Source organism: Levilactobacillus namurensis DSM 19117 (assembly GCF_001434785.1).
Classification (GTDB): Bacteria; Bacillota; Bacilli; order Lactobacillales; family Lactobacillaceae; genus Levilactobacillus; species Levilactobacillus namurensis.
The window spans coordinates 37,336-61,187 of record NZ_AZDT01000025.1; the positions used below are offsets into that span (position 1 = coordinate 37,336).

The 23,852-nt window shown below is 53.2% G+C and carries 22 protein-coding genes and 2 tRNA genes; 20 read left to right on the forward strand and 4 right to left on the reverse strand.

What is annotated here, in order from left to right; all coding sequences use genetic code 11:
• The first annotated feature begins 4 nt into the window (after nucleotides 1-4).
• Both FD30_RS04800 and FD30_RS04805 read left to right on the forward strand, forming a co-directional pair.
• Entirely contained in the window at nucleotides 5-742 is a 738-nt protein-coding gene (locus tag FD30_RS04800) for a LiaF transmembrane domain-containing protein (RefSeq protein ID WP_056944116.1), read from the forward strand.
• Nucleotides 743-837: 95 nt separating this feature from the next.
• A tRNA-Arg gene (locus tag FD30_RS04805) sits at nucleotides 838-909 on the forward strand.
• 86 nt (nucleotides 910-995) lie between these two features.
• On the opposite strand, the gene FD30_RS04810 is transcribed toward FD30_RS04805, so the two are convergent.
• Nucleotides 996-1,592, reverse strand: a complete 597-nt coding sequence (locus FD30_RS04810; RefSeq protein WP_056944117.1) for an ECF transporter S component — start codon at nucleotides 1,590-1,592, stop codon at nucleotides 996-998.
• A gap of 324 nt (nucleotides 1,593-1,916) precedes the next feature.
• Here FD30_RS04810 and FD30_RS04815 point away from each other — a divergent pair.
• The 12 genes from FD30_RS04815 to smpB all read left to right on the forward strand — a co-directional run bounded on the left by FD30_RS04815 (nucleotide 1,917) and on the right by smpB (nucleotide 15,136).
• A tRNA-Arg gene (locus FD30_RS04815) sits at nucleotides 1,917-1,988 on the forward strand.
• Between the two features lie 279 nt (nucleotides 1,989-2,267).
• Nucleotides 2,268-3,296, forward strand: coding sequence for a sugar-binding transcriptional regulator (locus tag FD30_RS04820; RefSeq protein WP_024747681.1), 1,029 nt, complete (start codon nucleotides 2,268-2,270; stop codon nucleotides 3,294-3,296).
• 68 nt (nucleotides 3,297-3,364) lie between these two features.
• Nucleotides 3,365-4,375 (forward strand): type I glyceraldehyde-3-phosphate dehydrogenase, encoded by a 1,011-nt coding sequence (gene gap / locus FD30_RS04825; protein ID WP_024747682.1) that lies wholly within the window; start codon nucleotides 3,365-3,367, stop codon nucleotides 4,373-4,375.
• A 185-nt stretch (nucleotides 4,376-4,560) separates the two neighbouring features.
• Entirely contained in the window at nucleotides 4,561-5,763 is a 1,203-nt protein-coding gene (locus FD30_RS04830) for a phosphoglycerate kinase (RefSeq protein WP_024747683.1), read from the forward strand.
• A 143-nt stretch (nucleotides 5,764-5,906) separates the two neighbouring features.
• Nucleotides 5,907-6,665 (forward strand): triose-phosphate isomerase, encoded by a 759-nt coding sequence (gene tpiA, locus FD30_RS04835; protein ID WP_056944118.1) that lies wholly within the window; start codon nucleotides 5,907-5,909, stop codon nucleotides 6,663-6,665.
• Between the two features lie 105 nt (nucleotides 6,666-6,770).
• Nucleotides 6,771-8,090: a phosphopyruvate hydratase gene (gene eno, locus FD30_RS04840; RefSeq protein ID WP_024747685.1), complete on the forward strand. Its 1,320-nt coding sequence runs from the start codon at nucleotides 6,771-6,773 to the stop codon at nucleotides 8,088-8,090.
• A 114-nt stretch (nucleotides 8,091-8,204) separates the two neighbouring features.
• Nucleotides 8,205-9,425 carry an LPXTG cell wall anchor domain-containing protein gene (locus FD30_RS04845; protein ID WP_056944119.1) on the forward strand — a complete coding sequence of 407 codons (1,221 nt, stop codon included), beginning with the start codon at nucleotides 8,205-8,207 and terminating at the stop codon, nucleotides 9,423-9,425.
• A 56-nt stretch (nucleotides 9,426-9,481) separates the two neighbouring features.
• Entirely contained in the window at nucleotides 9,482-11,038 is a 1,557-nt protein-coding gene (locus FD30_RS04850; RefSeq protein ID WP_056944120.1) for a ClC family H(+)/Cl(-) exchange transporter, read from the forward strand.
• An 87-nt stretch (nucleotides 11,039-11,125) separates the two neighbouring features.
• Nucleotides 11,126-11,362 (forward strand): preprotein translocase subunit SecG, encoded by a 237-nt coding sequence (secG, locus tag FD30_RS04855; RefSeq protein ID WP_024747688.1) that lies wholly within the window; start codon nucleotides 11,126-11,128, stop codon nucleotides 11,360-11,362.
• Nucleotides 11,363-11,481: 119 nt separating this feature from the next.
• Nucleotides 11,482-12,231 carry an alpha/beta hydrolase gene (locus FD30_RS04860; RefSeq protein ID WP_056944121.1) on the forward strand — a complete coding sequence of 250 codons (750 nt, stop codon included), beginning with the start codon at nucleotides 11,482-11,484 and terminating at the stop codon, nucleotides 12,229-12,231.
• Nucleotides 12,232-12,244: 13 nt separating this feature from the next.
• Nucleotides 12,245-14,647 (forward strand): ribonuclease R, encoded by a 2,403-nt coding sequence (gene rnr / locus FD30_RS04865; protein WP_056944122.1) that lies wholly within the window; start codon nucleotides 12,245-12,247, stop codon nucleotides 14,645-14,647.
• A 15-nt stretch (nucleotides 14,648-14,662) separates the two neighbouring features.
• Nucleotides 14,663-15,136 carry an SsrA-binding protein SmpB gene (gene smpB, locus FD30_RS04870; protein ID WP_056944123.1) on the forward strand — a complete coding sequence of 158 codons (474 nt, stop codon included), beginning with the start codon at nucleotides 14,663-14,665 and terminating at the stop codon, nucleotides 15,134-15,136.
• Between the two features lie 41 nt (nucleotides 15,137-15,177).
• Here the strand turns inward: smpB and FD30_RS04875 are convergent, their stop codons facing one another.
• Complete coding sequence (locus FD30_RS04875; RefSeq protein WP_225426506.1) at nucleotides 15,178-15,747, reverse strand: LURP-one-related/scramblase family protein; 570 nt, start codon at nucleotides 15,745-15,747, stop codon at nucleotides 15,178-15,180.
• Between the two features lie 168 nt (nucleotides 15,748-15,915).
• On the opposite strand from FD30_RS04875, the gene FD30_RS04880 reads away from it, so the two are divergent.
• The 4 genes from FD30_RS04880 (at nucleotide 15,916) to FD30_RS04895 (ending at nucleotide 18,763) form a co-directional block, all read left to right on the forward strand.
• Nucleotides 15,916-16,647: a uracil-DNA glycosylase gene (locus tag FD30_RS04880; RefSeq protein WP_024747693.1), complete on the forward strand. Its 732-nt coding sequence runs from the start codon at nucleotides 15,916-15,918 to the stop codon at nucleotides 16,645-16,647.
• A gap of 31 nt (nucleotides 16,648-16,678) precedes the next feature.
• Complete coding sequence (gene pta, locus FD30_RS04885) at nucleotides 16,679-17,656, forward strand: phosphate acetyltransferase (protein WP_056944124.1); 978 nt, start codon at nucleotides 16,679-16,681, stop codon at nucleotides 17,654-17,656.
• 101 nt (nucleotides 17,657-17,757) lie between these two features.
• Nucleotides 17,758-18,234, forward strand: a complete 477-nt coding sequence (gene tsaE, locus FD30_RS04890) for a tRNA (adenosine(37)-N6)-threonylcarbamoyltransferase complex ATPase subunit type 1 TsaE (protein ID WP_056944125.1) — start codon at nucleotides 17,758-17,760, stop codon at nucleotides 18,232-18,234.
• Nucleotides 18,227-18,763, forward strand: a complete 537-nt coding sequence (locus tag FD30_RS04895) for a GNAT family N-acetyltransferase (RefSeq protein WP_056944126.1) — start codon at nucleotides 18,227-18,229, stop codon at nucleotides 18,761-18,763. The genes tsaE and FD30_RS04895 overlap by 8 nt, the downstream gene beginning before the upstream one ends.
• Before the next feature lie 64 nt (nucleotides 18,764-18,827).
• Here FD30_RS04895 and FD30_RS04900 read toward each other — a convergent pair whose 3' ends face one another.
• Together FD30_RS04900 and FD30_RS04905 are read right to left on the reverse strand one after the other, a co-directional pair.
• Complete coding sequence (locus tag FD30_RS04900; RefSeq protein ID WP_024747697.1) at nucleotides 18,828-19,364, reverse strand: 3'-5' exonuclease; 537 nt, start codon at nucleotides 19,362-19,364, stop codon at nucleotides 18,828-18,830.
• Between the two features lie 26 nt (nucleotides 19,365-19,390).
• Entirely contained in the window at nucleotides 19,391-20,155 is a 765-nt protein-coding gene (locus tag FD30_RS04905) for an exodeoxyribonuclease III (protein WP_056944127.1), read from the reverse strand.
• Nucleotides 20,156-20,559: 404 nt separating this feature from the next.
• On the opposite strand from FD30_RS04905, the gene murB reads away from it, so the two are divergent.
• Both murB and FD30_RS04915 read left to right on the forward strand, forming a co-directional pair.
• Nucleotides 20,560-21,474, forward strand: a complete 915-nt coding sequence (murB, locus tag FD30_RS04910; protein WP_056944128.1) for a UDP-N-acetylmuramate dehydrogenase — start codon at nucleotides 20,560-20,562, stop codon at nucleotides 21,472-21,474.
• Nucleotides 21,475-21,495: 21 nt separating this feature from the next.
• Nucleotides 21,496-23,634 carry a cation:proton antiporter gene (locus tag FD30_RS04915; protein ID WP_056944129.1) on the forward strand — a complete coding sequence of 713 codons (2,139 nt, stop codon included), beginning with the start codon at nucleotides 21,496-21,498 and terminating at the stop codon, nucleotides 23,632-23,634.
• Nucleotides 23,635-23,852 lie beyond the last annotated feature (218 nt).

The following is a 23,852-nucleotide window of genomic DNA, read 5'->3' on the forward strand; positions in this document are numbered from 1 at the left end:
CATGATGAAAAAAAGTCATCGTTGGTTTTGGGGGAGCTTCTTTCTCATTGGCGCGGTCCTAGTGGTCATGGGCCAGTTGGGCGGATTACCCGCCGAGTTTGGGTTTTGGCGCATCCTATTTGCAATCTTCATGGTCGCTATCGTCATCTATAGTTTGGCGCATAAGGGCATCACGGGTACCGTCTTTGGATTGGCAGCATTGGCGATTCTGTTTCGTCGACCGCTAGGGATTACGGCCCTGGGGCCTTGGACCATCGTGGGCGTCGCCTTGCTGGTGACCATTGGTTTGACGCTCTTGTTGAAGCCCACGCACGCGATTAGCTACCACTACCACTTTGAGTCCGGCACGGCAGATGACTGGGAGGATTCGGACGAACGCTTGGGTAGTCCTGATCGGATGACCACGGATGAGGACCATGTGCAGGTCGACGTCAACATGGGAGATAGTATTCGGTACCTCCAATCGCAGGACTTTCAACAAGCCGATGTCCGGGTCCGGATGGGGAACGCGAAAGTGTACTTTGACGACGTTCAGGTGGCAGCCGATGGGGCGGTGGTTAACCTAGACGTCTCGTTGGGGGGCGTGACCTTGTACTTTCCGAGCGACTGGAACGTTAAGTTAGCGGTAGACTCCAGTCTGGGCGGGGTGGACGTTAAGGGTAAGCAACCAGCCACGGATGGGCCGCGGGTCATCGTCCAGGGGCGGGTCTCCTTGGCGGGACTGACCGTGGTCTACCTATGATGAGATTTGATTAAAGAAAAATGCGTTTGCCCCTTGAAATTCAGATGGGGGTCAGGTATAGTAGTTAGTGTTCTGTTAAAGGAACACGGCTATATGCGCCCGTAGTGTAATGGATCGCACGTAAGATTCCGGTTCTTGAAATGGGGGTTCGATTCCCTCCGGGCGCACTCAGTAAGCTCACCGTTGTTGGCGGTGAGCTTTTTTTGATCTAAAAATGGGACCCGGCGAATAGCCGAGCCCCATTGACGGGTGGTTAAGCTTTTAAGCAATCCCATTTATGCCGGAGGGGCCGGGCAATCAGCGGAGCGACCAGGCTGTCTAGAAGCAACTCGGGGATGGCGTTGGTCAGGACCGAGAGCATCAGGACGTACCCTAGGGTCTTCCCACCGGTGGCCCCCATAGCGTGGGCCACTTGGGGCGTCTGGTAGAAGATGTAGATCATGCCCAGAACTAGGCAGCTGTTGATCAGGGCACCGACTCCGGCGGCCAGCCGCATTGCGTTGGTACTGGACCAACGTTGGCGGGCCCACCGGTAGAGGTACCCGGCAATCAGCCCCATTAAGAGGCGGGGCAAGATGGCGACCAATGGATTCGTAAAGACGTAAGGCGCCACGGGGCTGGTAGGCGAGGTGAAGGCCCGGACAAAAGTGATCAGTCCCCAGAAGCCGCCGATGAGGGCACCGTCACGGGGTTCGAGCGCGATACCAGCGACGATTACGGTGAGTCCAATCAGGGTCATGCTGAAGGGCCCCAGGGGGATGTACCCCAGAAAGGGCACGATGTTTTGCAGGAGGACGATGGCCATCATCAGGGCATCGACCACCAGACGAAAGGTCTTATGACGCGTCATAATGAAACCTCCAATAATCAAATGGTTCCGTCATTATAGCATGTTTTAGGGGGTAATGGACTGCGACGGGAATGAGTATTTCCGACAAATCGCTCTCGGGGGTGGATAATCATTCGGTAGGGGATTAACCTGTATTAGGTGCCGCGACCCACCGGTGTGCGTCTAACGGAAGCGCGACCATTCAAGTGAATGGCTGGTGACCGAACTAAGTCAGGGCCGCTCAGATGGGGAATGGTAAAAATAATCAGGATAAATTTTCAGATACGCCTTGTATTTTTATGCAAAATCAGTTATAGTAATTAAGTGTTATCAAGTCATTGATATGCGCCCGTAGTGTAATGGATCGCACGTAAGATTCCGGTTCTTGAAATGGGGGTTCGATTCCCTCCGGGCGCACTTAGTAAGCTCACCGTTGTTGGCGGTGAGTTTTTTAATGCTCTCAGAATTGCGCGAACGCCCCGCTAGAATAGATCTGCTTCTCGGAGGAGACGGTCAGCGGTCTAGGTCGGTTCGAAATTAAGAAATCGTTAGGTGGATTCACTTGCCAAAGGACTTAAATGGGCTTATACTGACACAGTAAGTTAGGTTAGCGATGAGTTGGCCTATATTTTTTGAGCAGGGTGGGCGTTATTTGGCCACCCTGGTCGCTCAACGTCCCACCGGGAGGTAAGTAGGATGCAGGATGATTGGCAATGGGTAGAAGCGATTATGCCCCAGATGGTGACGAAATTAACCAGTCGCTTTCGGGTATTAAAGGGTATCGCTGCTCTTCAGCCGGTTGGCCGGCGAACTTTGGCCAACCACTTAGCCTGTACTGAACGCACGGTTCGGACCACGACGGATGCCTTGGCTAATCTGGGATTCATCCAGATGAGTGTCAAGGGGATGCAGATCACCGCGGCGGGTAACCGGGTCTTGCACGGGTTAACGCCGGTGATGGATACGCTGGCCGGTCGGCAGGAACGTGAGCGCAAGTTAGCTCAAAAGTTAGGAATTGCCAATTGCACCATCGTGCCGGGGGACAGTACCGCGGCGAACGGGTCACTGGGCGGAATGGCCGAAGCGGCCAAGCAGGTATTGATGGATCAGCTGCCCAGTGGTGCCAGTACGGTGGCCGTGATGGGCGGGCATACGTTAGCGACCGTGGCTTCGGTCCTGACCCCGTCACTTGCGACCAACCGGGAGCTGTTGTTTGTCCCGGCACGCGGGGGCATTGGTGAGTCACCGGACATTCAGGCCAACGCCGTGAGTGCCCAAATGGCTCAGCGGACGAATAGTAAGTTCCGGTCGTTATTCGTGCCGGAACAACTAAACACCGCCACTTACAAGTCGTTATTTGCAGAACCAGCGATTCACGAAGTCTTACAGCTGATCAATGAAAGCAACGTGGTCCTCCACGGCATTGGTCAGGCCCGAACCATGGCGGAGCGGCGAAACATGTCGCCCCAGGTGATTGGGGATTTGACCGCCGCCCACGCGGTAGGTGAAGCGTTTGGATTCTTCTTCGATGCCACGGGTCACGTGGTCAGCAAGTTCCCCCGAATCGGGATTGGCATTGCTGACCTGGCCAATAAGCCACTGGTGATTGCGGTCGCCGGTGGGGCGGAGAAGGGAACGGCCATTGCGGCCTACATGCATTTAGCGCCAGCCCAGACTTGGTTGATAACCGATGATGGTGCTGCTGACATTGTTTTAAAAAAGTGATACACTTAACATGTACTGCTTTTTAAAAAAATTATCTTTGTTTGCTTCCTGAAGGAGGAAATCACAGTATGACTGTAAAGATTGGTATTAATGGTTTCGGCCGTATCGGTCGTTTGGCTTTCAAGCGGATTCACGAACTGCACTCTGATGACATCGAAGTTGTCGCAATCAACGATTTAACGACGCCTTCAATGTTGGCATACTTATTGAAGTATGACTCAACTCATGGCCGTTTCCCTGGTGAAGTTTCATCAACGGATAAGGGTATCGTAGTTGACGGTAAGGAATACCCAGTTTACGCTGAACCAAAGGCTCAAGACATTCCTTGGGTTAAGAACGATGGCGTTGACTTCGTTCTTGAATGTACCGGTTTCTACACTTCTGAAGAAAAGGCTCACGCCCACATCGATGCTGGTGTTAAGCGGGTCTTAGTTTCTGCCCCAGCCGGTGCCGTTACGACGGTTGTTCCTGGCGTTAACTTGGACAAGTTGACCAAGGACGATGTGATCGTTTCTGCTGGTTCTTGCACGACTAACTGCCTTGCTCCAATGGCATACTTCTTGAACGAAGACTTCGGTATCAAGGCCGGTACGATGACCACGATCCACGCCTTCACGTCCACCCAAATGATCTTGGATGGCCCTCGTGGTAAGAAGATGCGGAACAACCGGACTGCTTCTGTCAACACTATTCCTCACTCAACTGGTGCTGCTAAGGCGATCGGCTTGGTTATCCCTGAATTACAAGGTAAGTTACAAGGCCATGCACAACGGGTTTCCGTTCCAGATGGTTCTTTGACTGAATTAGTTGCTGTTCTTGACAAGAAGGTTACGGCCGACGAAATCAACGACGCAATGAAGAAGCACACCGATGGTAACGAAGCCTTCGGTTACAATGCTGACGAAATCGTATCTACCGACATCATTGACGACCCTCATGGTTCTGTCTTTGACCCAACTCAAACGGAAGTTACGACTGCCGGTGACACCCAATTGGTTAAGACCGTTGCTTGGTACGATAACGAATGGGGCTTCACTTGCAACATGGTCCGGACTTTACTTCGTTTCGCAACGCTCTAATTCGTTAGACATTGCCTAACGCTTATAACGTTTAGGATGCGCAAGACGCGGCGGGGGAGGAATTTCCTCGGCGCGTTTTTGCTTGCGCCGTGAATTTAAGAGAAGTCCTTTGAAATTCACGGGTAAGTGCTGTATATTGTGAAAGTAATCATTTTTAAGCATGTCATTGAAGGAGGATTTCTAAATTGGCGAAATTAACAGTTTCTGATTTAGATTTGAAGGGCAAAAAAGTCCTGATGCGGGTCGACTTTAACGTCCCGATCAAAGACGGCGTCATCGGTAACGACAACCGGATCGTAGCGGCATTGCCAACGATCAAGTACGTGATTGAACATGGTGGTAAGGCCATCTTGCTTTCTCACTTAGGTCGGGTCAAGAAGGAAGACGACAAGCCAGGTCTGTCCATGCGGCCAGTGGCAGAACGTCTGTCCAACTTGTTGAACAAGCCAGTGACCTTCGTGCCAACCACGGAAGGTAAGCAGCTGGAAGACGCCATCAACGGTCTGAGCGACGGCGATGTTCTGGTTATGGAAAACACCCGTTACGAAGACGTTAAGGACGGCGAATACGTTAAGCGTGAATCCGGTAACGACCCTGAATTGGGCAAGTACTGGGCTTCATTGGGTGACGTCTTCGTCAACGATGCCTTCGGGACGGCGCACCGTTCTCACGCTTCTAACGTGGGAATTGCGTCGAACATGGCCCAAACCGCTGCTGGTTTCTTGATGGAAAAGGAAATCAAGTTCATCGGTGGTGCTGTGGACAACCCAGAACACCCATTCGTTGCCATCTTAGGTGGTGCCAAGGTTTCCGACAAGATCGGCGTTATCGACAACTTACTGTCCAAGGCTGACAAGGTCTTGATCGGTGGTGGGATGACTTACACCTTCTACGCTGCTAAGGGCATGAAGATTGGGAACTCCTTAGTTGAAAAGGACAAGATCGACTTAGCCAAGGAAATCTTGGACAAGGCCGGCGACAAGCTGGTTCTGCCAAGTGACTCCGTAGTCGCAACTGAATTCAAGAATGACGCAGACCACAAGACGGTCGACGGTGACATTCCTGACGGCTACATGGCTTTGGATATCGGTCCTAAGTCCATCAAAGAATTCGAAGATGTTCTGAAGAGCGCCAAGACGGTGGTTTGGAACGGCCCAATGGGTGTGTTCGAAATGCCAAACTACGCTGAAGGAACGTTGGAAGTTGGTAAGTTCTTGGGTACCTTAAGTGATGCCAAGACCATCGTTGGTGGTGGGGACTCCACGGCTGCCGTTCAACAATTAGGGGTTGCGGACAAGCTGTCCCACATCTCTACTGGTGGTGGTGCTTCTCTTGAATACCTTGAAGGGAAGACCTTACCAGGAATTGCTGCGATTTCTGACAAGTAATCTAAACTAATGAAAAGCTGTGATGGCAACGTCACAGCTTTTTTGTTGACTAAACCTTGAAAGGGTTATTACTGGTAGATTGCCGGTAAATTAGGTAAGATGTAGCTTGTGTACTGAATTTATCGAAAAAGGGGCGGATTAGGTTGCGGATACCATTGATTGCGGGTAACTGGAAGATGAACAAAACGGTCACCGAAGCCCGCGACTTCGTAACGGGCGTGCAAGGCAAGTTGCCGGCGGCCGACCAAGTAGAGACGGCGATTGCCGCACCAGCGTTGTTCTTACAGACTATGCTGGAGGCCAACCAGGACCGGGTCTTACGGATTGGTGCCGAGACTTGTTACTACGAAGATGAAGGAGCCTACACGGGCGAAATCAGCCCGTTAGCGTTGCATCAGATGGGCATTCCTTACGTGATTGTGGGGCACTCCGAACGGCGGCGCTACTTCAACGAGACCGACGACGTGATCAACCGGAAGGTGCAGGCCGTTTTCCGGAACGGTATGACGCCGATCATCTGTTGTGACGAAACCATGGGACGCCGTGAATCGGGCGACAAGATCCACTGGGTTGTCAACCAGGTCAGCGCAGCGCTGAAGGGCATCAGCGAAGAGAATGCGGCGAAGGTCGTCATTGCGTACGAACCCAGTTGGGCTATCGGCAGTGGCACCTCGGCTTCCAGTGACCAAGCGGAAGAAGGGTGCTACCTGATTCGGCAGACCATCGCTGATATTTATTCGGATGATTTAGCCAACGGCGTACGGGTCCTGTACGGTGGGAGCGTGAAGCCGGATAACATTGCCGGTCTGATGGCGCGGAACAACGTAGATGGGGTCTTAGCCGGGGGTTCCAGTCTGTCCGAGGACTCATTTATTCAGCTTGCAAACTATCAAAATTTGTAAAACGTCCAAAATGTGATTGAAAGTTCAATGCTAAACTTATAGAATAAAGCATGGGATGAGTTTCTAGTTCCCGTGAAGTCAAACTCATAAGGAGAGAATTCAAAAATGTCAATTATTTCTGATATTTACGCACGCGAAGTCTTAGATTCTCGTGGTAACCCAACTGTTGAAGTTGAACTCTACACCGAAGCCGGTGCAATGGGCCGGGGGATCGTTCCTTCTGGTGCCTCTACTGGTGAACACGAAGCCGTTGAACTTCGTGATGGCGACAAGAGTCGTTTCATGGGCAAGGGTGTTACCAAGGCTGTGGACAACGTTAACAACATCATCGCCAAGGAAATCGTGGGCTACGATGTAACTGACCAACGGGCAATCGACCAAGCCATGATCGACTTGGACGGTACGCCTAACAAGGGTAAGTTAGGTGCCAACGCAATCTTAGGTGTCTCCTTAGCTGCTGCACGGGCTGCTGCTGACGAATTAGGCCAACCTCTGTACAACTACTTAGGCGGCTTCAACGGTCACGTACTGCCAACGCCAATGATGAACGTTATCAACGGTGGTAAGCACGCCAACAACAAGGTTGATTTCCAAGAATTCATGATCATGCCTGTTGGTGCTAAGAGCGTTAAGGAAGCCATCCGGATGGGTTCTGAAACGTTCCACAACCTGAAGTCCATCTTAAACGACGAAGGTTACTCCACTGCCGTTGGTGACGAAGGTGGTTTCGCTCCTGACTTGAAGAACAACGAAGAACCATTCGAAATCTTGGTCAAGGCGATCAAGCAAGCCGGCTACGTTCCTGGTAAGGATGTTGCCATTGCCTTTGACTGTGCTTCTTCCGAATTCTACAACGCTGACACCAAGAAGTACGAACTGAAGGGTGACGGCAAGAGCTACACCGCTGAAGAATTCGTTACTTTACTTGAAGGTATCGTTGACAAGTACCCAGTTGTTTCCATCGAAGACCCACTGGATGAAAACGAATGGGAAGACTGGCAAATGGCTACTAAGCGTCTTGGCAAGAAGGTTCAACTGGTTGGTGACGACTTGTTCGTTACGAACACGGACTACTTAGCCAAGGGGATCAAGATGGGCGTTTCTAACTCCATCTTAATCAAGCTGAACCAAATCGGGACTTTGACGGAAACTGTTGAAGCCGTTGAAATGGCTAAGCAAGCTGGTTACACGGCCGTTATCTCTCACCGTTCTGGTGAAACTGAAGATACTACGATCGCTGACTTAGTTGTTGCTTTGAACGCTGGTCAAATCAAGACTGGTTCTATGAGCCGTGGCGAACGGATCGCGAAGTACAACCAATTAATGCGGATCGAAGACCAATTAGGAAAGACTTCCGAATACAAGGGAATCCACTCCTTCTACAACTTGAGCGAAGATGCGCGTGAAGCCATCATCAACAAGTAATTTATGACTTTTAAAATGACGTCCATTCTGAGAATGGGCGTTATTTTTTTATCCCCATTTTCGATATTCGAAGTGTCTTCTACGGAATTAGCAGTATCGAAGGAGGCGTCAAGGATGATGTGGAAAAAGTGGATATGGGGACTGAGCGTGGCGATTGCCGGCGTTTGGGGGAATTTCGGGGCTGTTACGGCCCATGCGGACGAGGCCCACGCGGACGAGTGTCAGGTGAATTACCGGATTTTAGCTTGGAATTCAGACGGTAGTGAGGCTGACTATATTTATAAGACGGTGAAGGTCAAGCAAATTGGAGAGGCGAATGGGCTCGAAAAGCTTAAGTTCATGGGCGTTGCGCCGTATCTGAGTGGGGTCTATCAACAGGACGGACGAACCATGGTTGATTGGATCTATGATAGTCGCTGGAAAAAGGTTAAGGTAAACGTAATGACGTTCTATCCCCGAGACTTGAAGTGGCATACAGACGCCGTCCATCCCAGCTTAGGAGGCTACGTACTGCCCCATCCTGAAAAGGGTTATCAAGTCAAAAGAGTTGAGGGCAGTCAGCGGGTGGTCCAGGAGAATCAGACCGTGAAGTTTAGCTTTGAAGTCATCGGGAGTGCTCCGGCTACACCGAACCAGCAACTTGAACCGAGCCCGTTGCCGGAGCCACTGGAGCCAAAACCAGGAGTGGACGCCGGACCAGACTCAGAAGTGGGGCCGGAACTCGGAGTCAATCCGGGACCAGAGTCCAAACCAGGCGTGGTTACGCCAGACCCACAACCGGGCCCAGGATTAGTAACGCCAGCAGAACCACAAGTCCCGGCCGTGCCGTTGCATCCACAGCCAGCACCGGTGGTCCCCGAGCAACCGATTGAGTCCGGGAACCAGCGACCATTGAATCCGGACTTACAGCCTGAACCACCGGTGATGACGGTGCAGCCGGGGGACTCGGCACCAGCGGGTTCTCACCCAGTTCCGCAACTTGCCGTGCGCCCCAGCCGTCCTCGGCTCCCACACACGGTCTTTTCACCAACTGCGGTCACGGCGGCAGCTACGGGACATGCATCTCAGTCGAAGCGTACTCACCGCCCAGTGCGGCCATCAACGGATGGTACAAGCACAGATAGTGTGGCCCACGCCCTAGACTGGCCGGAAGTCCCCGCAACCGCTGGGAACTGGTCGCAGCACAGCTCCCGGGCTAAGCACTCTCAATCACAAGCGCAGACGGCAAATCGCTTGCCACAGACCAGCGAACAAGCCCCCACGACCTGGGCATGGGGTGGCCTACTAGCCCTAGGTTCGCTGGTTGGCTACCGTTACCGACGATTACGTCACTAATGACGCCCCAATCTGTGATAAACTAGGAACAGACTATTTTCTGGGGGCATGTTTGAATGGAAAAGCAGGAAAGGACGCAGCGTGACTTTACCCGTCTGCGTGCCATCGGGTTCGGAAGCCTGGTGGGATTAGGGGCTGGCTGTGTCGTAAGCTTGTTTCGTCTTTTAATTGAACACCTATTGACGATCATGCAGATCGCGTACGGCTGGTTGGGGCAACATCCGCTCTGGTTGGTTCCGTGGGCGATTCTTTTGGTGTTAGTGGCCCTATTTATTGGGCGCTTAGTTCGCCAGGAACCCATGATCAAAGGGTCCGGGATTCCCCAGATTGAAGGCCAGTTGGCTGGCGACCTTGATTACCATTGGTGGCCGGTACTCTGGCGTAAGTTCGTGGGTGGCGTGCTCGGAATTGGGTCAGGCCTTTTCCTAGGGCGGGAAGGGCCTTCGATTCAGTTGGGTGGTACCGTTGCCCAAGGGATGGCGGCACAATTGAAACTAACCGGCCGTCGCCGGCGACTCTTTATCGCGGGTGGGGCCGCCGCGGGATTATCCGCGGCATTTAACGCCCCCATCGCTTCGACGCTCTTCATCCTCGAAGAGGTCTACCACAGCTTCTCGACGTTGGTCTGGGTCACTTCACTGACCAGTGCCGTGGTTGCGGACTTCGTCTCCAGTGAGGTCTTCGGGTTGACCCCCGTGTTGCACATCGCGTACCAGCGGGCTTTACCCCTTAAGTATTACTGGCTCTTATTGATTCTAGGGGTCGGCTTGGGCCTGTTGGGCTACGTTTACCAGCAGGGGACGCTGCATGGCGGCTTTTTATACGCTAAGTTGACTTGGTTACCTCGGCGGTTTGATGGCGTAATTCCGTTCCTACTCGTGATCCCGGTTGGGCTTTTATGGCCCATTACGCTGGGTGGGGGGAACCAGATGATCGTGACCTTTGCGCAACACACACCGCTATTATTTCCGCTGATTGGCTTCTTTGTCCTGCGACTAGCCTTCTCCATGATTAGTTATAATTCCGGACTGCCCGGAGGCATCTTCTTGCCCATCTTGGCTTTGGGGGCGCTGCTGGGGGCCATTGGCGCGCGGAGCTTTAACGCCGTGGGCTGGTTGCCAACGGCCTACATTGCTAACTTTATGATCTACGCGATGGCCGGTTATTTTGCTGGCATCTCCAAGGCCCCTTTTACCGCGATTCTGTTGATTACGGAAATGGTCGGGAGTCTGGGGCACCTCTTGCCCTTGGCAGTGGTGTCCATTATTGCTTATATTACGGTGGATTCACTAGGTGGCGCGCCCATCTACGAAGCGCTGCTCGAGAAGCTGGTTACCCCAGCGGATCCCAATGCTAGTGGGCTAAGCGACCGGGTCGAGTTCGCGGTCGGAGAAGATTCCGCCTTGGCGGGCGTCCAGGTTCGTGATATTATGTGGCCGAAGGATGCGTTATTAGCCAGTGTCCGTCGGGGCGAACGGCAGGTGATTCCCCACGGGGACACCCTGATTCGTGCCGGGGACAGTTTGGTGATTCTGACGTATCAGCAGAACCGCGCTTATGTCCGGCAGGAAATGCAACGAATCGCGACTTTACCCCCGCATTTTCAGGATTGAGCGAGGGTAAGACTGGTAAAACGGCGCTGATTATGATAGATTAGGGAGAGTATAGTTAGACCTATTCGATAGGTAGGAGGCAAATTTGTGTATAATTTTTTGATGACCTGTATTTTAATTGTCAGTGTTTTGATCATTATTGCAGTTATGATGCAGCCCGCTAAGACAAACGATGCTTTGTCGGCACTGTCCGGTGGTGCGGATGATCTTTTTGCAAAGCAAAAGCCCCGTGGGTTTGAAGCCTTTATGCAAAAAGTTACAGTTGTCTTAGGTGCAATCTTCTTTGCACTGGCACTGGCTTTAGTATATCTTTCTTCACACTAGAGATTTAAGCCTCCTGTCATGATTTAGCGCAGGAGGCTTTTTAGTAAAATTCGCAGTTTTAGCGAGCTGACGAACCAATTTAAACAGACTATTTCGATAGCGGAAAGTGGTGGTTTTACATGATTCGAAAACCAACCCCGCTCTTTTTCGAGCAGGGTCCTCACGCGGTAATCTTACTGCACGCCTATTCGGGTAGTTCTAACGACATGCGGCTATTAGCGCGCCGGTTAGAAAGCGAAAACTATACGGTTTTGGCGCCCATCTTTACGGGTCACGCCACGGGTGATCCGGCCGACATCTTAACGGCCGGATCACCGCAACAGTGGTGGCACGATACCCAGGCCGCGATTCAACAGTTACGGGATCGCGGCTACCAGCAGATTGCCATTTTTGGGCTGTCGCTGGGGGGATTGTTTGCGACCCGGGCGTTAATGGAAGACCCCCAATTAGTGGGTGGTGGGACGATTGCGTCGCCCGTCATCTTCCGGGGGCAGACGAACGTCCCTACGGCCTTTATTCAGATGGCCCGGGCGACTTATCGTCAGGCAAAGATTGTCGGGGAAGAACAGGACCAGAAGGTGGCCTGGTTACAGGACCACTTGACAGCTCAACTCACGGCGATTCAGGCCTTTGCGGATACCACAGCGACCCATCTGGACCGGGTGACCCAACCCGTGTTCGTTGCCCAGGGAGATGCCGATCAGATGATCGATCCCCGTTCGGGTAAGTGGCTCGCCGAGGCGTATCCGCAGGACCAAGTGACGTTCCACGAGTATGCTGGGGCTGGTCACGTGTTGACCGTTAATTCGGCCCATCACGCCCTAGAACAAGATTTACTGACGTTTTTACACCTAATCTTTGAAAAATAATGAGGAATTCATAGTGCAAGATAATTTAAAAAATGATTTAACAGCGTTCTTCCGCGCACATGCGGACGAAACTTATACAGTTGAAGACATCTCAGATGCCTTACATTACCATGGTTCAGCGGCGTTCAAGCTGATTGTTCAGGAACTGGCCCAACTCGAACGAGACGGGTTAGTTCAGGTGACCGAACACGGCCACTTCCAGTTAGACCCTAGTCAGAAGATTCTGAGTGGGACCTTCCACGGCAACGACAAGGGCTTTGGCTTCGTCCAGTACGATCCCGATAAGATCGAACCAGACGCTTACATCGCTCCCGACAACACCATGCGGGCGTTGAACGGCGACACGGTCAACATTGAGATTGTGCGTGCCGGCGACCCCCGGACGGGCAAGGGCCCCGAAGGTAAAGTCGTGGCGATTACGGAACGGCATTACGAACAAGTCGTGGGTGAGTTCATCCAGACGGACGACGATGCGGGTTACGTGGGCCAAGTTCGGCTAACGGATAAGAAGTTATTGAAGTACAAGTTTTACGTGACGGCCGTAGGGCTCAAACCGACTCCGGGCGAAGTGGTCACGGCCGAGATTACGGAATACCCCAACGATGCTCACCCAGAAGCCATGGTGGGGATTGCGAAGCAGGTCATCGGGAGTGTGGATGACCCCGGAATCGATATCTTGGAAATCGTCTACCAACACAACATTCCAGCCGAATTTCCGGAAGAAGTGTTGCAAGCGGCCGATGAGATTCCAGATCACGTCTTACCCGAAGAAGCTAAGGGTCGAGAAGACATCACGGACCAGGACCTGGTCACGATTGATGGCGAGTCCTCGAAAGACTTGGATGACGCGGTCACTGCGTGGAAGTTGCCTAACGGTAATTACCATTTAGGGGTTCACATTGCGGACGTGTCCCACTACGTCAAGGAAGGCTCCTTGATCGATAAAGAAGCTTACAAGCGGGGGACCAGTGTCTACCTGACTGACCGGGTCATTCCAATGTTGCCACGGCGGTTATCGAACGGAATCTGCTCGTTGAACGAGGGCGAATTGCGGTTATGCATGAGCTGTGAGATGGAAATCGACCATGAAGGAAACGTGGTCAAGCATCGCATCCACCCATCCGTGATGCGCTCTAAGGCGCGGATGACCTATACTGGTGTGAACCAGATCCTGGAAGCCCATGATCCCGTTACTATGGACCGGTACAAGGAATTAGTGCCGATGTTCGAAACCATGGGTGACCTGCACCGGATTCTTTTGAAGCACCGGAAGAACCGGGGCGCCATTGACTTCGATGACCGGGAAGCCGAAATCATCGTGGACGACAAGGGCCACGCGATTGACGTGAAGTTACGGACACGGGGCTTGGCGGAACGGATGATTGAATCCTTCATGCTGGCTGCCAACGAAACGGTCGCGGAACACTACTTCCGAGCAAAGGTACCGTTCTTATACCGGGTTCACGAAACGCCAGATGGCGACCGGGTTCGGAGCTTTTTCGAATTCTTGACGGCCTTCGGAATCAACGTTAAGGGTGACCCGAACCACTTGCGGCCTAAGATGTTGCAAGGCGTTCTGAAGCAAGTTGCGGGTAAGCCGGAAGAAGCTATGGTTTCCGTGATGATGTTACGGAGCTTGAAGCAGGCCCGGTACAGTGACCAATCCTTGGGACACTTCGGGTTAGGGGCGGAATTCTACACCCACTTCACCTCACCAATTCGGCGGTACCCAGATACCATGGTTCACCGGATGATTCACTACTACGCGGATCACGGAATCAACCAGGCCTCTAAAGAGAAGTTTGGCCCCATCTTGGAAGAGATTGGGACGCACACGTCTGAAATGGAACGGCGGGCGATCGACGCTGAACGGAGTACCAACGACATGAAGATGGCCGAATACATGGCTGACCATGTGGGTGAAGAGTTCGACGCGGTGGTCAGTTCCGTAATGAAGTTCGGGATGTTTGTGGAATTGCCGAACACGATCGAAGGCCTGATCCATATCAGCCGGATGCAGGATGATTACTACGAATACGTTGAAAAGTACCTGGCCTTAGTCGGTCGGAACACGCGGCGGACTTACCGGATTGGCCAACCGATTCGGGTCAAGGTGATCCACGTGGACAAGGAACAAAGTGAAATTGACTTTGATCTGTTGGATCCGGAAAAGGCACCGGTCAGTGACCTGTTGCCTCACCGGGAACACCGGTCTCGTGGACGCTTCGGCAATAACCGCAACAACCAGCACGGTAACGGCCATAACGGTAACGGTAATAACCGGAACCACCGCAATGGTAATCACGGCCAACGGACCAGCAACAATAACCGGTCAACGGATCATCGTGGGCACGCCGGGAACAACCACCGCAATGGTGGTCAGAACCGGGGCGGCCAAAACGGTGGCCGGCACTAAGCGAGGTGAGCACACTTGGCTAAAAAGAAACCGAAAAAGACGCCGGACAACCTGCTTGCACAGAACCGGAAGGCCCGGCATGATTATGCTGTGACCGAAACGGTCGAGGCGGGATTGGTGTTGACCGGAACCGAGATCAAGTCTGTACGTGAACGGCGAATCAATCTTCAGGATGGGTTCGCACAGATTCGCAACGATGAGGCTTGGTTGATGAACGTCCACATTAGTGAGTATGTTCAAGGGAACCGGTTCAACCACGACCCATTGCGTAACCGGAAACTGCTGCTGCATAAGAAGCAGATTCACCGGTTGGGGTTGGCCACACAGGATAAAGGGGTCACTTTGATCCCCCTGAAGGTCTACCTCAAGCACGGGTTTGCGAAGGTCCTGTTAGGGGTCGCTCATGGGAAACGCGAGTACGATAAGCGTGAGTCTCTGAAGCGGCGTGAACAAGACCGGCAAATCGCCCGGGTCATGAAACACTATTAAGCGTTAACGATTAAAGGAGTCCTAGTCACCAACACTGGTGATTAGGACTCCTTTTTGAGGTGAGTTTGGTGCGGGGTGAAGGGGAGCGGTTCGGACGCCATCCCCGGGTTCCAACCCCGCCGTTTGATCAGCTGGAGGCTGTGTTGTTGACGCTTGGCCCAGCGGTCGAGGATGGCTGCTAGGCAGATGACCAGTCCTTCATGACTGGGCTGGTCGACGGTCAGGACCACCGTGGCCCCGCTATCGGTGACCCGGCTAATGGTCGCAATTAGGTCGCGACCGTGGTAGATGCGAAACTTCCCGCTGTTAAGGTTCCCCATAATGACCCAGTTGAGCCCCCGGACGAAGAGCACTTCCCGGATGACCCCCAGAGTTTTGCTGACCCGGCCCACAGTCTGTCGGTGATAGACCAGCCGGAAGCGGGGGAGCAGCCCTAGTGATTCTTGGCGGACTTCCGCTTCCAGTGACCCGTCAATCAGGTAGACGGTCAGGACGTCGGAACGCAGGCCCCACTTACCGACTAAGAGATAGCGTGATTGGTTGTCCGCGTCCCGAATCACTGTTGTGGCTCGGGCGGACAGTGCGGCCTGGTTCAGATAGAGTTGACGCATGACGCGGGACACCTCCTTCAATGGTGTACTGGCAGGGGGTGACGCGGTGGTCGCCGGCCTGCGGAATAACAGACACTAGTTTTCTTCATTTTACCATGTTTCGCCCGGAACATTCGATAATATCATTTCGGAAAACATTATGATAGAATAAACCTTGAGGTGTTGGGAATGAAACCGTTTATTCATAATGATTGGTGGCCGGTGCTAGAACCGGAATTTGAACAGGATTATTATCAAGAACTGCGCAAGTTTTTGGTCAGCGAATATCAGCATTACCGAATCGACCCGGACATGTACCATATCTTTACGGCCTTCGAATGGACGCCGTTTAGCCAGGTCAAAGTGGTCATCTTGGGACAGGATCCCTACCACAATCCGGGGCAAGCTCACGGCTGCAGCTTTTCCGTGTTGCCGGGGACCGCGGTGCCACCATCGTTACAGAATATCTACAAGGAACTGCAGGATGATGTGGGCTGTACGCCCGTCAACCACGGTTACCTGAAGAAGTGGGCCGACCAGGGCGTCTTGCTCCTGAACTCGATCCTGACGGTGCGGGATGGTGCCGCCTTTTCCCATAAGGGACATGGCTGGGAGCGTTTGACCGACGCTGCCATCTCGAAACTATCCGAACGACCCGAACCAGTGGTCTTTATCCTCTGGGGGGCAGCGGCTCGCTCGAAGATCAGTCTGATTGATACCAAGACCAACATTGTCTTGCAATCACCACATCCGAGTCCGTTATCCGCTTACCGGGGATTCTTCGGATCAAAGCCGTTTTCCAAAACCAACATCGCACTGACATCATTAGGCGAGACCCCCATCGATTGGCAGTTACCAGCACAGGTGACGGTTGATACGACGGGGCCGGATACCCATTCGACACAAGCAGAAGAGAATTGATTCGTAGGATATTTTATGGAGGTCATCATCTATGGAGCTTTTTGATAGTCTTAAGCAGAAAATTACGGGACAACATAAAACCATCGTCTTTCCAGAAGGCGAAGACGCACGGGTACTAGGGGCGGCTAGCCGTCTGGCCAGTGACGGGCTGATCAAAGCCATCGTCTTAGGGAAGCAAAGCGAAATCGACGCGACGGCTCAGGCCAATAACATCGACCTTAAGCCACTGACGCTCTTGGACCCTGAGAACTTACCGGCTGACCAACACCAGGCCATGCTGGACGCCTTAGTAGAACGGCGGAAGGGCAAGAACACGCCGGAACAAGCTAAAGAGATGCTGAAGGACCCGAATTACGTCGGGACCATGATGGTCTACATGGACCAGGCTGACGGGATGGTTTCTGGAGCGGTCCACCCAACTGGGGACACGGTTCGGCCAGCCCTGCAGATTATCAAGACCAAGCCTGGTGTTCGGCGGATTTCTGGTGCCTTCATCATGCAAAAGGGTGACCAACGGTTCGTCTTCGCGGACTGCGCCATCAACATTGAACTGGATGCCCCTGGCATGGCAGAAGTAGCCGTAGAGAGTGCACATACGGCCAAAGTCTTCGACATTGACCCTAAGGTCGCTTTGTTGAGCTTCTCCACTAAGGGTTCCGCTAAGGGTGACATGGTCACCAAGGTCCAGGAAGCCACGAAGTTAGCCCAAGAAGCAGCACCAGAACTGCCAATTGATGGCGAACTGCAATTTGATGCAGCCTTCGTACCAACCGTTGCGGCCCAAAAGACTCCTGGTTCAAAGGTTGCCGGTCACGCTAACGTCTTTGTCTTCCCTGAATTACAATCTGGGAACATTGGCTACAAGATCGCCCAACGCTTCGGTGGTTTTGAAGCCATTGGCCCGATCCTGCAAGGTCTGAACAAGCCTGTCTCTGACTTATCGCGGGGATGCAACGAAGAGGACGTATACAAGGTCGCTATCATTACGGCGGCTCAATCATTAGCTTAATGACATAAACCCTAACCGGTAAGATACCCGGATTGCGCTTCGGCGTTAATCCGGGTATTATTTGTAAGGAGACAAATCTGTGAGATAAAAGGGGTCATCATATGTTAGAAATCACGGTTACTAGTCCTGAGAAGACCATGGCGCTGGGGCGGCAACTCGCACCGGGACTGCAACCCCGCGACGTTATTCTCCTCGATGGCGATTTAGGTGCCGGCAAGACCACGTTTACCAAGGGGCTTGCGGCGGGGCTAGGCATTCAACGGAACGTCAAGAGCCCGACCTTTACCATTATTCGCGAATATCAAGGCGGTCGGTTACCGCTCTACCATATGGATGTTTACCGCTTGGAAGACGGCAGTGGGGATGAACTGGGCTTAGAAGAGTACTTCAACGGTGACGGGGTCAACGTCATCGAGTGGTCGCAGTTCATTGCGGATGAACTGCCCAGCGAGTATTTAAGAATCATCTTCAAGCGTGACGATGCGGCGGGTGAAAATCAGCGGACGTTGACGTTTGAACCGCACGGCGCACACTTTGAAGCGTTGGTTCGGCAGGTGGAGGCGGATTCAGATGAGTGAAAACGATGAAGTAGCGATTCGGTTGCCCGAAGCGGCCGATGCCGGGCCACTCTTAAAGTTACTAGAACGCCTGCAGCAAGAGAGCGACACCTTTACGTTAGCGGATGCGGATGATCCCATGAGCGCCGTTCAAGAAGCGGACCAGTTGGCCCAGATCGAACGGTCGACGTCCCACCTGCTACTGGTGGCCAGCTTAGGCTCCCAACTGATTGGGGTCCTGTCGATTGCCTCGACCCCTCAAGGCAACGTGGGGGAGTTAGGCCTGGCCGTGGAGAAAGCCTACTGGCACCAAGGCATTGGGACGGCGCTGGTGGATGAAGCCCTGTACTGGGCACAGACAGCGAGTTCGCTGGAGGCCATTGGATTGATCGTACAGACGCGCAACGTCGCGGCCATGCGACTGTATCAAAAGATGGGCTTTGTCCGGACCAGTACGCCGCCCGAAACCGTGCGGGATGATGCGGGAAAGCCGGTAACGGCTGTAGAGATGGTCTTCCCGTTAACGGATACCGATAACACGTCAAAATAATCATAAAAATACCCTCGCCAGTACGCCTGACGAGGGTATTTGACTATTCAATTGAATGTGGTGCCTAGGCGGTCACCTTGACGAACGACTTAAGCGGTTGGGTGCCGAAGTGGTTCGCCTGGTAGAGGAGAATGTTGGCACAGGCCAGACTATCGTCGAGGGCGTTGTGGTGATGGTGCAGGTCGATGTCCAGTTCGTTGCAAACCGTATCTAGCTTGTGGTTGGGAAATTCAGGGAAGAACTTCCGACTGGTCTTGACCGTGTCTAGGGTCAGGTACCGGGCGGAGGGCAGGTGGTAGTGCTCGAGACTGCTCCGTAGCACCCCGTTATCGAAGGGGGCGTTGTGGGCGATCACCAGCCGGTCCCGTTGGAAGAACGGTGCCACGTGCTCCCAGACCTCCGGAAAGGTGGGGGCGTTGGCGACATCGGCTTGGTGGATCCCGTGAATCTGTACGTTACGCCAGAAGAAGTCCGTATCGGGCTTGATCAGTGAGTAGAATTCGTCGACGACTTGGCTGTCGCGGACGATGGTCAAGGCGAGTGAACAAGCACTGTAGCGTTTACCGTTAGCTGTTTCAAAATCCATGGCAACAAAATTCACGTGGCGTGCTTCCTTTCAGTGAAGAATTAGACGGTGAGCCCGTCGATTACCAGTTCCACGGGACAATGATCAGATCCCATGACTTGGTCTAGAATTTTAGCGTCTTTTAACTGGGATTGCAAGCGATCGCTGGTGATGAAGTAATCGATGCGCCACCCAGCGTTATTGTCCCGGGCGTGGAACCGGTAGCTCCACCAGGAGTAGTGGCCGGTCACATCGGGGTAGAAGTACCGGAACGTGTCGGTATACCCATTGCTTAGCAGGTGGGTGAACTTGTTGCGTTCGTCATCGGAGAACCCGGCGTTATGGTGATTGGATTTAGGATTCTTCAGGTCGATCTCTTGGTGGGCCACGTTAAGGTCACCGCAGAAGATCACGGGTTTTTGCGCGTTCAGTTGGTTGATGTAAGCGAGAAAGGCCGTTTCCCAGCCCATGCGGAAATCTAGACGTTTGAGTTTAGTCCCCGAATTGGGGGTGTAGCAGGTCAACAGGTAGAAGTCCGGATATTCGAGGGTGATGGCCCGGCCTTCGTGGTCGAAGTCAGGGGCGTCGATACCGTAGTGGACACTTAGGGGCTTGTGCTTGGTAAACAGCGCCGTTCCGGAGTAACCTTTGCGTTCAGCGTAGTTCCAATATTGGTAGTAGCCCGGCAGGTCCAGGTCAATCTGACCCGCTTGCAGCTTGGTTTCTTGCACCCCGAAGAAGTCGGCATCCAAGTCCTGAAAAGTATCAACAAATCCCTTTTTCACAATGGCCCGCAGACCATTCACATTCCAAGAAATAAATTTCAACAAAAGCACCTCCAAAGAATCCTTAGGAATCTGCCCAGAAACAACATTGTCGGGTGAATCCGGCCCCGGTAGCCGATTGGCAGGGCCGTGACGCCAGTGGGCACGACTTTAAGCCGCGCAAAGCCCGCCCGTCTTAAAGCTCGGCCTTAGCCTAAGCCGAGAAGACCACTCGGCTAACGCTAATTTCACCGGCTGACCGTCCGGTAAGGCGATGGCCATCACTATTGGTTGGTTCTGGACAGTTCTTAGTATACCAGAAAATGGGAGGTGACCGCTTTCGGGGCCTTCAACGTGTTGTTTGATGGGAATTCATGCTAAAATAGTTCTATGAGTGTCAACCACGTTCGGCCTGAGAGTTGGTCTAACGGGCGGAATTTTGGTGAAACGAAGGGATACGAACAATTATGATGGCAGAAGATCTTGCAACAGTTTTTCCAGCAATTAAAATTTTACGCCATGAGCCATTGGCGCACTACACCCACACGAAAACCGGCGGGCCGGCCGATTACCTGGCCTTCCCGACTAACATTCAAGAGACCAAGTCCCTGTTAGCGTACGCGAACCAGGAACAGTTACCCGTAACGGTTATCGGGAACGCCAGTAACCTGATCGTGAAGGATGGCGGGATTCGTGGCTTGGTCATGATTCTGACCAAGATGGACCAGATCACTGCCGATGCTACCCACCACACGGTGACGGCAGCGGCGGGGGCGGCCTTGATCAAGGCGACTCAGGTTGCCCAGGCCAACGCCTTGAGCGGCTTCGAATGGGCTGCCGGGATTCCCGGTAGCGTTGGCGGGGCCGTCTTCATGAACGCGGGAGCCTACGGTGGCGAGATCAGCGACGTCGCCACTTCCGTCGAAGTCCTGACACCGCAGGGTGAGATTCGCACGCTGTCGTTAGCGGAGATGGACTTCGGGTACCGGCACAGTTCCGTGCAGGACTACCACGACATCGTCCTAGCGGCGACCTTTACCCTAACGCCGGGTGAGAAACCGGCGATTCAAGCCCAGATGGACGAGTTGAATGCACGACGAGCGGCCAAGCAGCCCTTGGAGTTACCGTCTTGTGGCAGTGTCTTCAAACGACCAACGGGCCACTATACCGGTCAGTTGATTCAAGAAGCCGGCTTACAGGGCTTGAAGTGGGGCGGCGCGCAGGTGTCGACCAAGCACGCTGGGTTCATCGTGAACATCGACCACGCGACCGCCACGGATTATTTAGACTTAATTCACCATATCCAAGCCGTCATCTGGGAGAAGAACCAGGTGCACTTGGAGACCGAAGTTCGGATTATTGGTGAAGACCCACAGGCATAGTCTCAGAAGGGGGGACCTCATTTGCCCATAGTTGAAGCAGTGATTTTACTGATTGTGTTAGTCCTCCTATCCAATATCATCAGTCACTACCTCACGTTTATTCCAGTCAGTCTGATTCAGATTGCCCTGGGCCTGATTGTGGCTCTGACTTGGCATTTTCAGATTCAGTTGGAAACTGACTGGTTTTTACTCTTATTTATTGCGCCCTTGTTGTATAACGATGGGCGCCGCTTCCCACGGCGCGAATTATGGCGTCTGCGGGGGCCGATTTTTGCCAACGCGATTTGGCTGGTCTTCTTGACCACCATTTTGGGAGGCTACCTGATCTACTGGTTGATTCCTAAGATGCCGTTGACCGTGGCCTTTGCGCTGGCAGCTATTCTCTCACCCACCGACCCGGTGGCGGTGCAGTCAATCTCCAAGCAAGCCAAGTTACCGGAGAGTCTGATGCACCTGGTCAGCGGGGAAAGTTTGATCAACGATGCCAGTGGCCTGATTGCCTTTAAATACGCGATTGCGGCGACCGTGACCGGGGCCTTCTCCATGGGGACTGCGGTTGGGGATTTCTTCTATATCAGTATTGTCGGGTTCTTAGCCGGCCTGATTATGATGACCGCCATTCAGTTACTGATGGACGTGTTACGCCGACAAGGCATCGATGACGTAGTCTTTAACACGGTGCTGCAGTTGGCCACGCCGTTCGTGGTCTACCTGGTGACCGAAGAAATTACCCATGCATCGGGAGTGATTGCGGTGGTCACGGCGGGAGTCTTGTACCATGCTCGGGAGAGCCAAGTGGTCGAAGATTCACCAGAGCTAAAGCTGGTCACGGAAAAAGTTTGGGATATTATTATCTATTCGTTGAATGGAATCGTGTTCGTGATCCTGGGAATCGAATTACCCGTAGCGACCTCGCAAGTCATCAAGGGCGGCCAGTTCAACACGGGCGAAGCCTTCCTATTTGCGGTCGGCACCTGGGTAGTCATCCTGGGGATTCGGACGGTCTGGACCTATGGTTACGTGCTGGTCAAACGGTTGCGGGATCATAACGCCGACCGGCCTAGTTTCCGTACCGCTATCCTGTCGGGCCTCTCCGGGGTTCGGGGAGCCGTGACCATGGCCGGGGTTCTCTCGGTACCGTTGACTATCGCGAGCGGGGCGGGGTTCCCGACCCGGTCGTTGATGTTGTTCGTGGCCTCCGGGGTCATCATTATTAGTCTGGTCGCGGCAACGGTCACGTTACCGTTGATTTCGAGTTCAAGTCAGCCCCTTCAAACGCGGGCGAGTGTCAGCGATGACCTCAACGATGATTTGGACCTGGCGGACGAAGACGATGATTTTGATGACCTGGATGATGGCGTGCGGCAGATCAGTGAAGACGAAGCCCGAGCCTACATCATGCGGTTAGCGATTTCTAAGATTGAGGAGTTACGGCGACCCATTAATCAGCGGGCGGCCTACGACTTGATTTTGGATTACCAGTTCGTGATTCGGCGACTTGAAATGAACTACCGGGCGGATGCTACCATGCAAAAGGTCCTAAGTGACGAATTGCAGCTCCGACAAGTGGCGATTGATGGTGAGCGCGTGGCGTTAAAGGCGATGCGCAAAAATGAACAGATTACCCAGACCAGCTACGTTGGGGCGGTACGGCGGATCGAACGGTTAGAGAGCCGGTTAACGCAGGCGACTGGCCGAACGTTGCCCAGTGTGATGCGGTATTGGATTCAATTCTTTAAGCACCTATTCCGGAACACGGCGTACTGGTTGCATTCGGAAGATACGGACCGGCTCCACGCGGAAGGAAACTTAGTAGAACGGGAGACGTCGAAGGCGGCCATTAAGGCACTGTCGCAGTACCTGGCTAGAGAAGACGTAGATGAGACCCAGTTCGATAACCAGGCCATCTACCACCTGATCGTGCATTACCGGAACCGAATCGAGCGGGCTAAAGCGGCCGCGGGACCGTCCCACGAGGACGAGTATCAGCGGCAGTTCAACAAGCTGCGGATTCGGGCGTTAAGTGCTGAACGGGCGGGGATACAATCGCTCTTAGAAGCGGGCAACATCTCGTGGACCATGGCGACGCATCTCCGGCAATATGTCAATTACGCGGAAAACGTGCTGGTGATGTCCATGAATAACGACGAGGGCGAGTAGTCCTTAAAATGACAAAGCGTAGCTCGGTAAAACCCAAACGGTTTTACCGAGCTTTTTTTGAGTTACCGTGGTTTATGTGGCATTGAAGGTTGGACATCTACATCGCTTTATTAGAACCAGTCTTAAAACAATACCGTGGTGATGATCGGCCGTCCCCTCGGCTTGTAGTTGTGCCCACCACGCTCCAGCCTCTTCAGGCCCAACCGGTAAGGCGGATG

Coding starts and splice junctions, on each gene's coding strand:
- FD30_RS04850 (WP_056944120.1), top strand. CDS start 9,482: ATGGAAAAGCAGGAAAGGACGCAGCGTGACTTTACCCGTCTGCGTGCC.
- FD30_RS04845 (WP_056944119.1), top strand. CDS start 8,205: ATGATGTGGAAAAAGTGGATATGGGGACTGAGCGTGGCGATTGCCGGC.
- murB (WP_056944128.1), top strand. CDS start 20,560: ATGATGGCAGAAGATCTTGCAACAGTTTTTCCAGCAATTAAAATTTTA.
- FD30_RS04875 (WP_225426506.1), bottom strand. CDS start 15,747: ATGCGTCAACTCTATCTGAACCAGGCCGCACTGTCCGCCCGAGCCACA.
- FD30_RS04810 (WP_056944117.1), bottom strand. CDS start 1,592: ATGACGCGTCATAAGACCTTTCGTCTGGTGGTCGATGCCCTGATGATG.
- FD30_RS04880 (WP_024747693.1), top strand. CDS start 15,916: ATGAAACCGTTTATTCATAATGATTGGTGGCCGGTGCTAGAACCGGAA.
- gap (WP_024747682.1), top strand. CDS start 3,365: ATGACTGTAAAGATTGGTATTAATGGTTTCGGCCGTATCGGTCGTTTG.
- tsaE (WP_056944125.1), top strand. CDS start 17,758: ATGTTAGAAATCACGGTTACTAGTCCTGAGAAGACCATGGCGCTGGGG.
- FD30_RS04860 (WP_056944121.1), top strand. CDS start 11,482: ATGATTCGAAAACCAACCCCGCTCTTTTTCGAGCAGGGTCCTCACGCG.
- pta (WP_056944124.1), top strand. CDS start 16,679: ATGGAGCTTTTTGATAGTCTTAAGCAGAAAATTACGGGACAACATAAA.
- FD30_RS04820 (WP_024747681.1), top strand. CDS start 2,268: ATGCAGGATGATTGGCAATGGGTAGAAGCGATTATGCCCCAGATGGTG.
- FD30_RS04800 (WP_056944116.1), top strand. CDS start 5: ATGAAAAAAAGTCATCGTTGGTTTTGGGGGAGCTTCTTTCTCATTGGC.
- eno (WP_024747685.1), top strand. CDS start 6,771: ATGTCAATTATTTCTGATATTTACGCACGCGAAGTCTTAGATTCTCGT.
- FD30_RS04895 (WP_056944126.1), top strand. CDS start 18,227: ATGAGTGAAAACGATGAAGTAGCGATTCGGTTGCCCGAAGCGGCCGAT.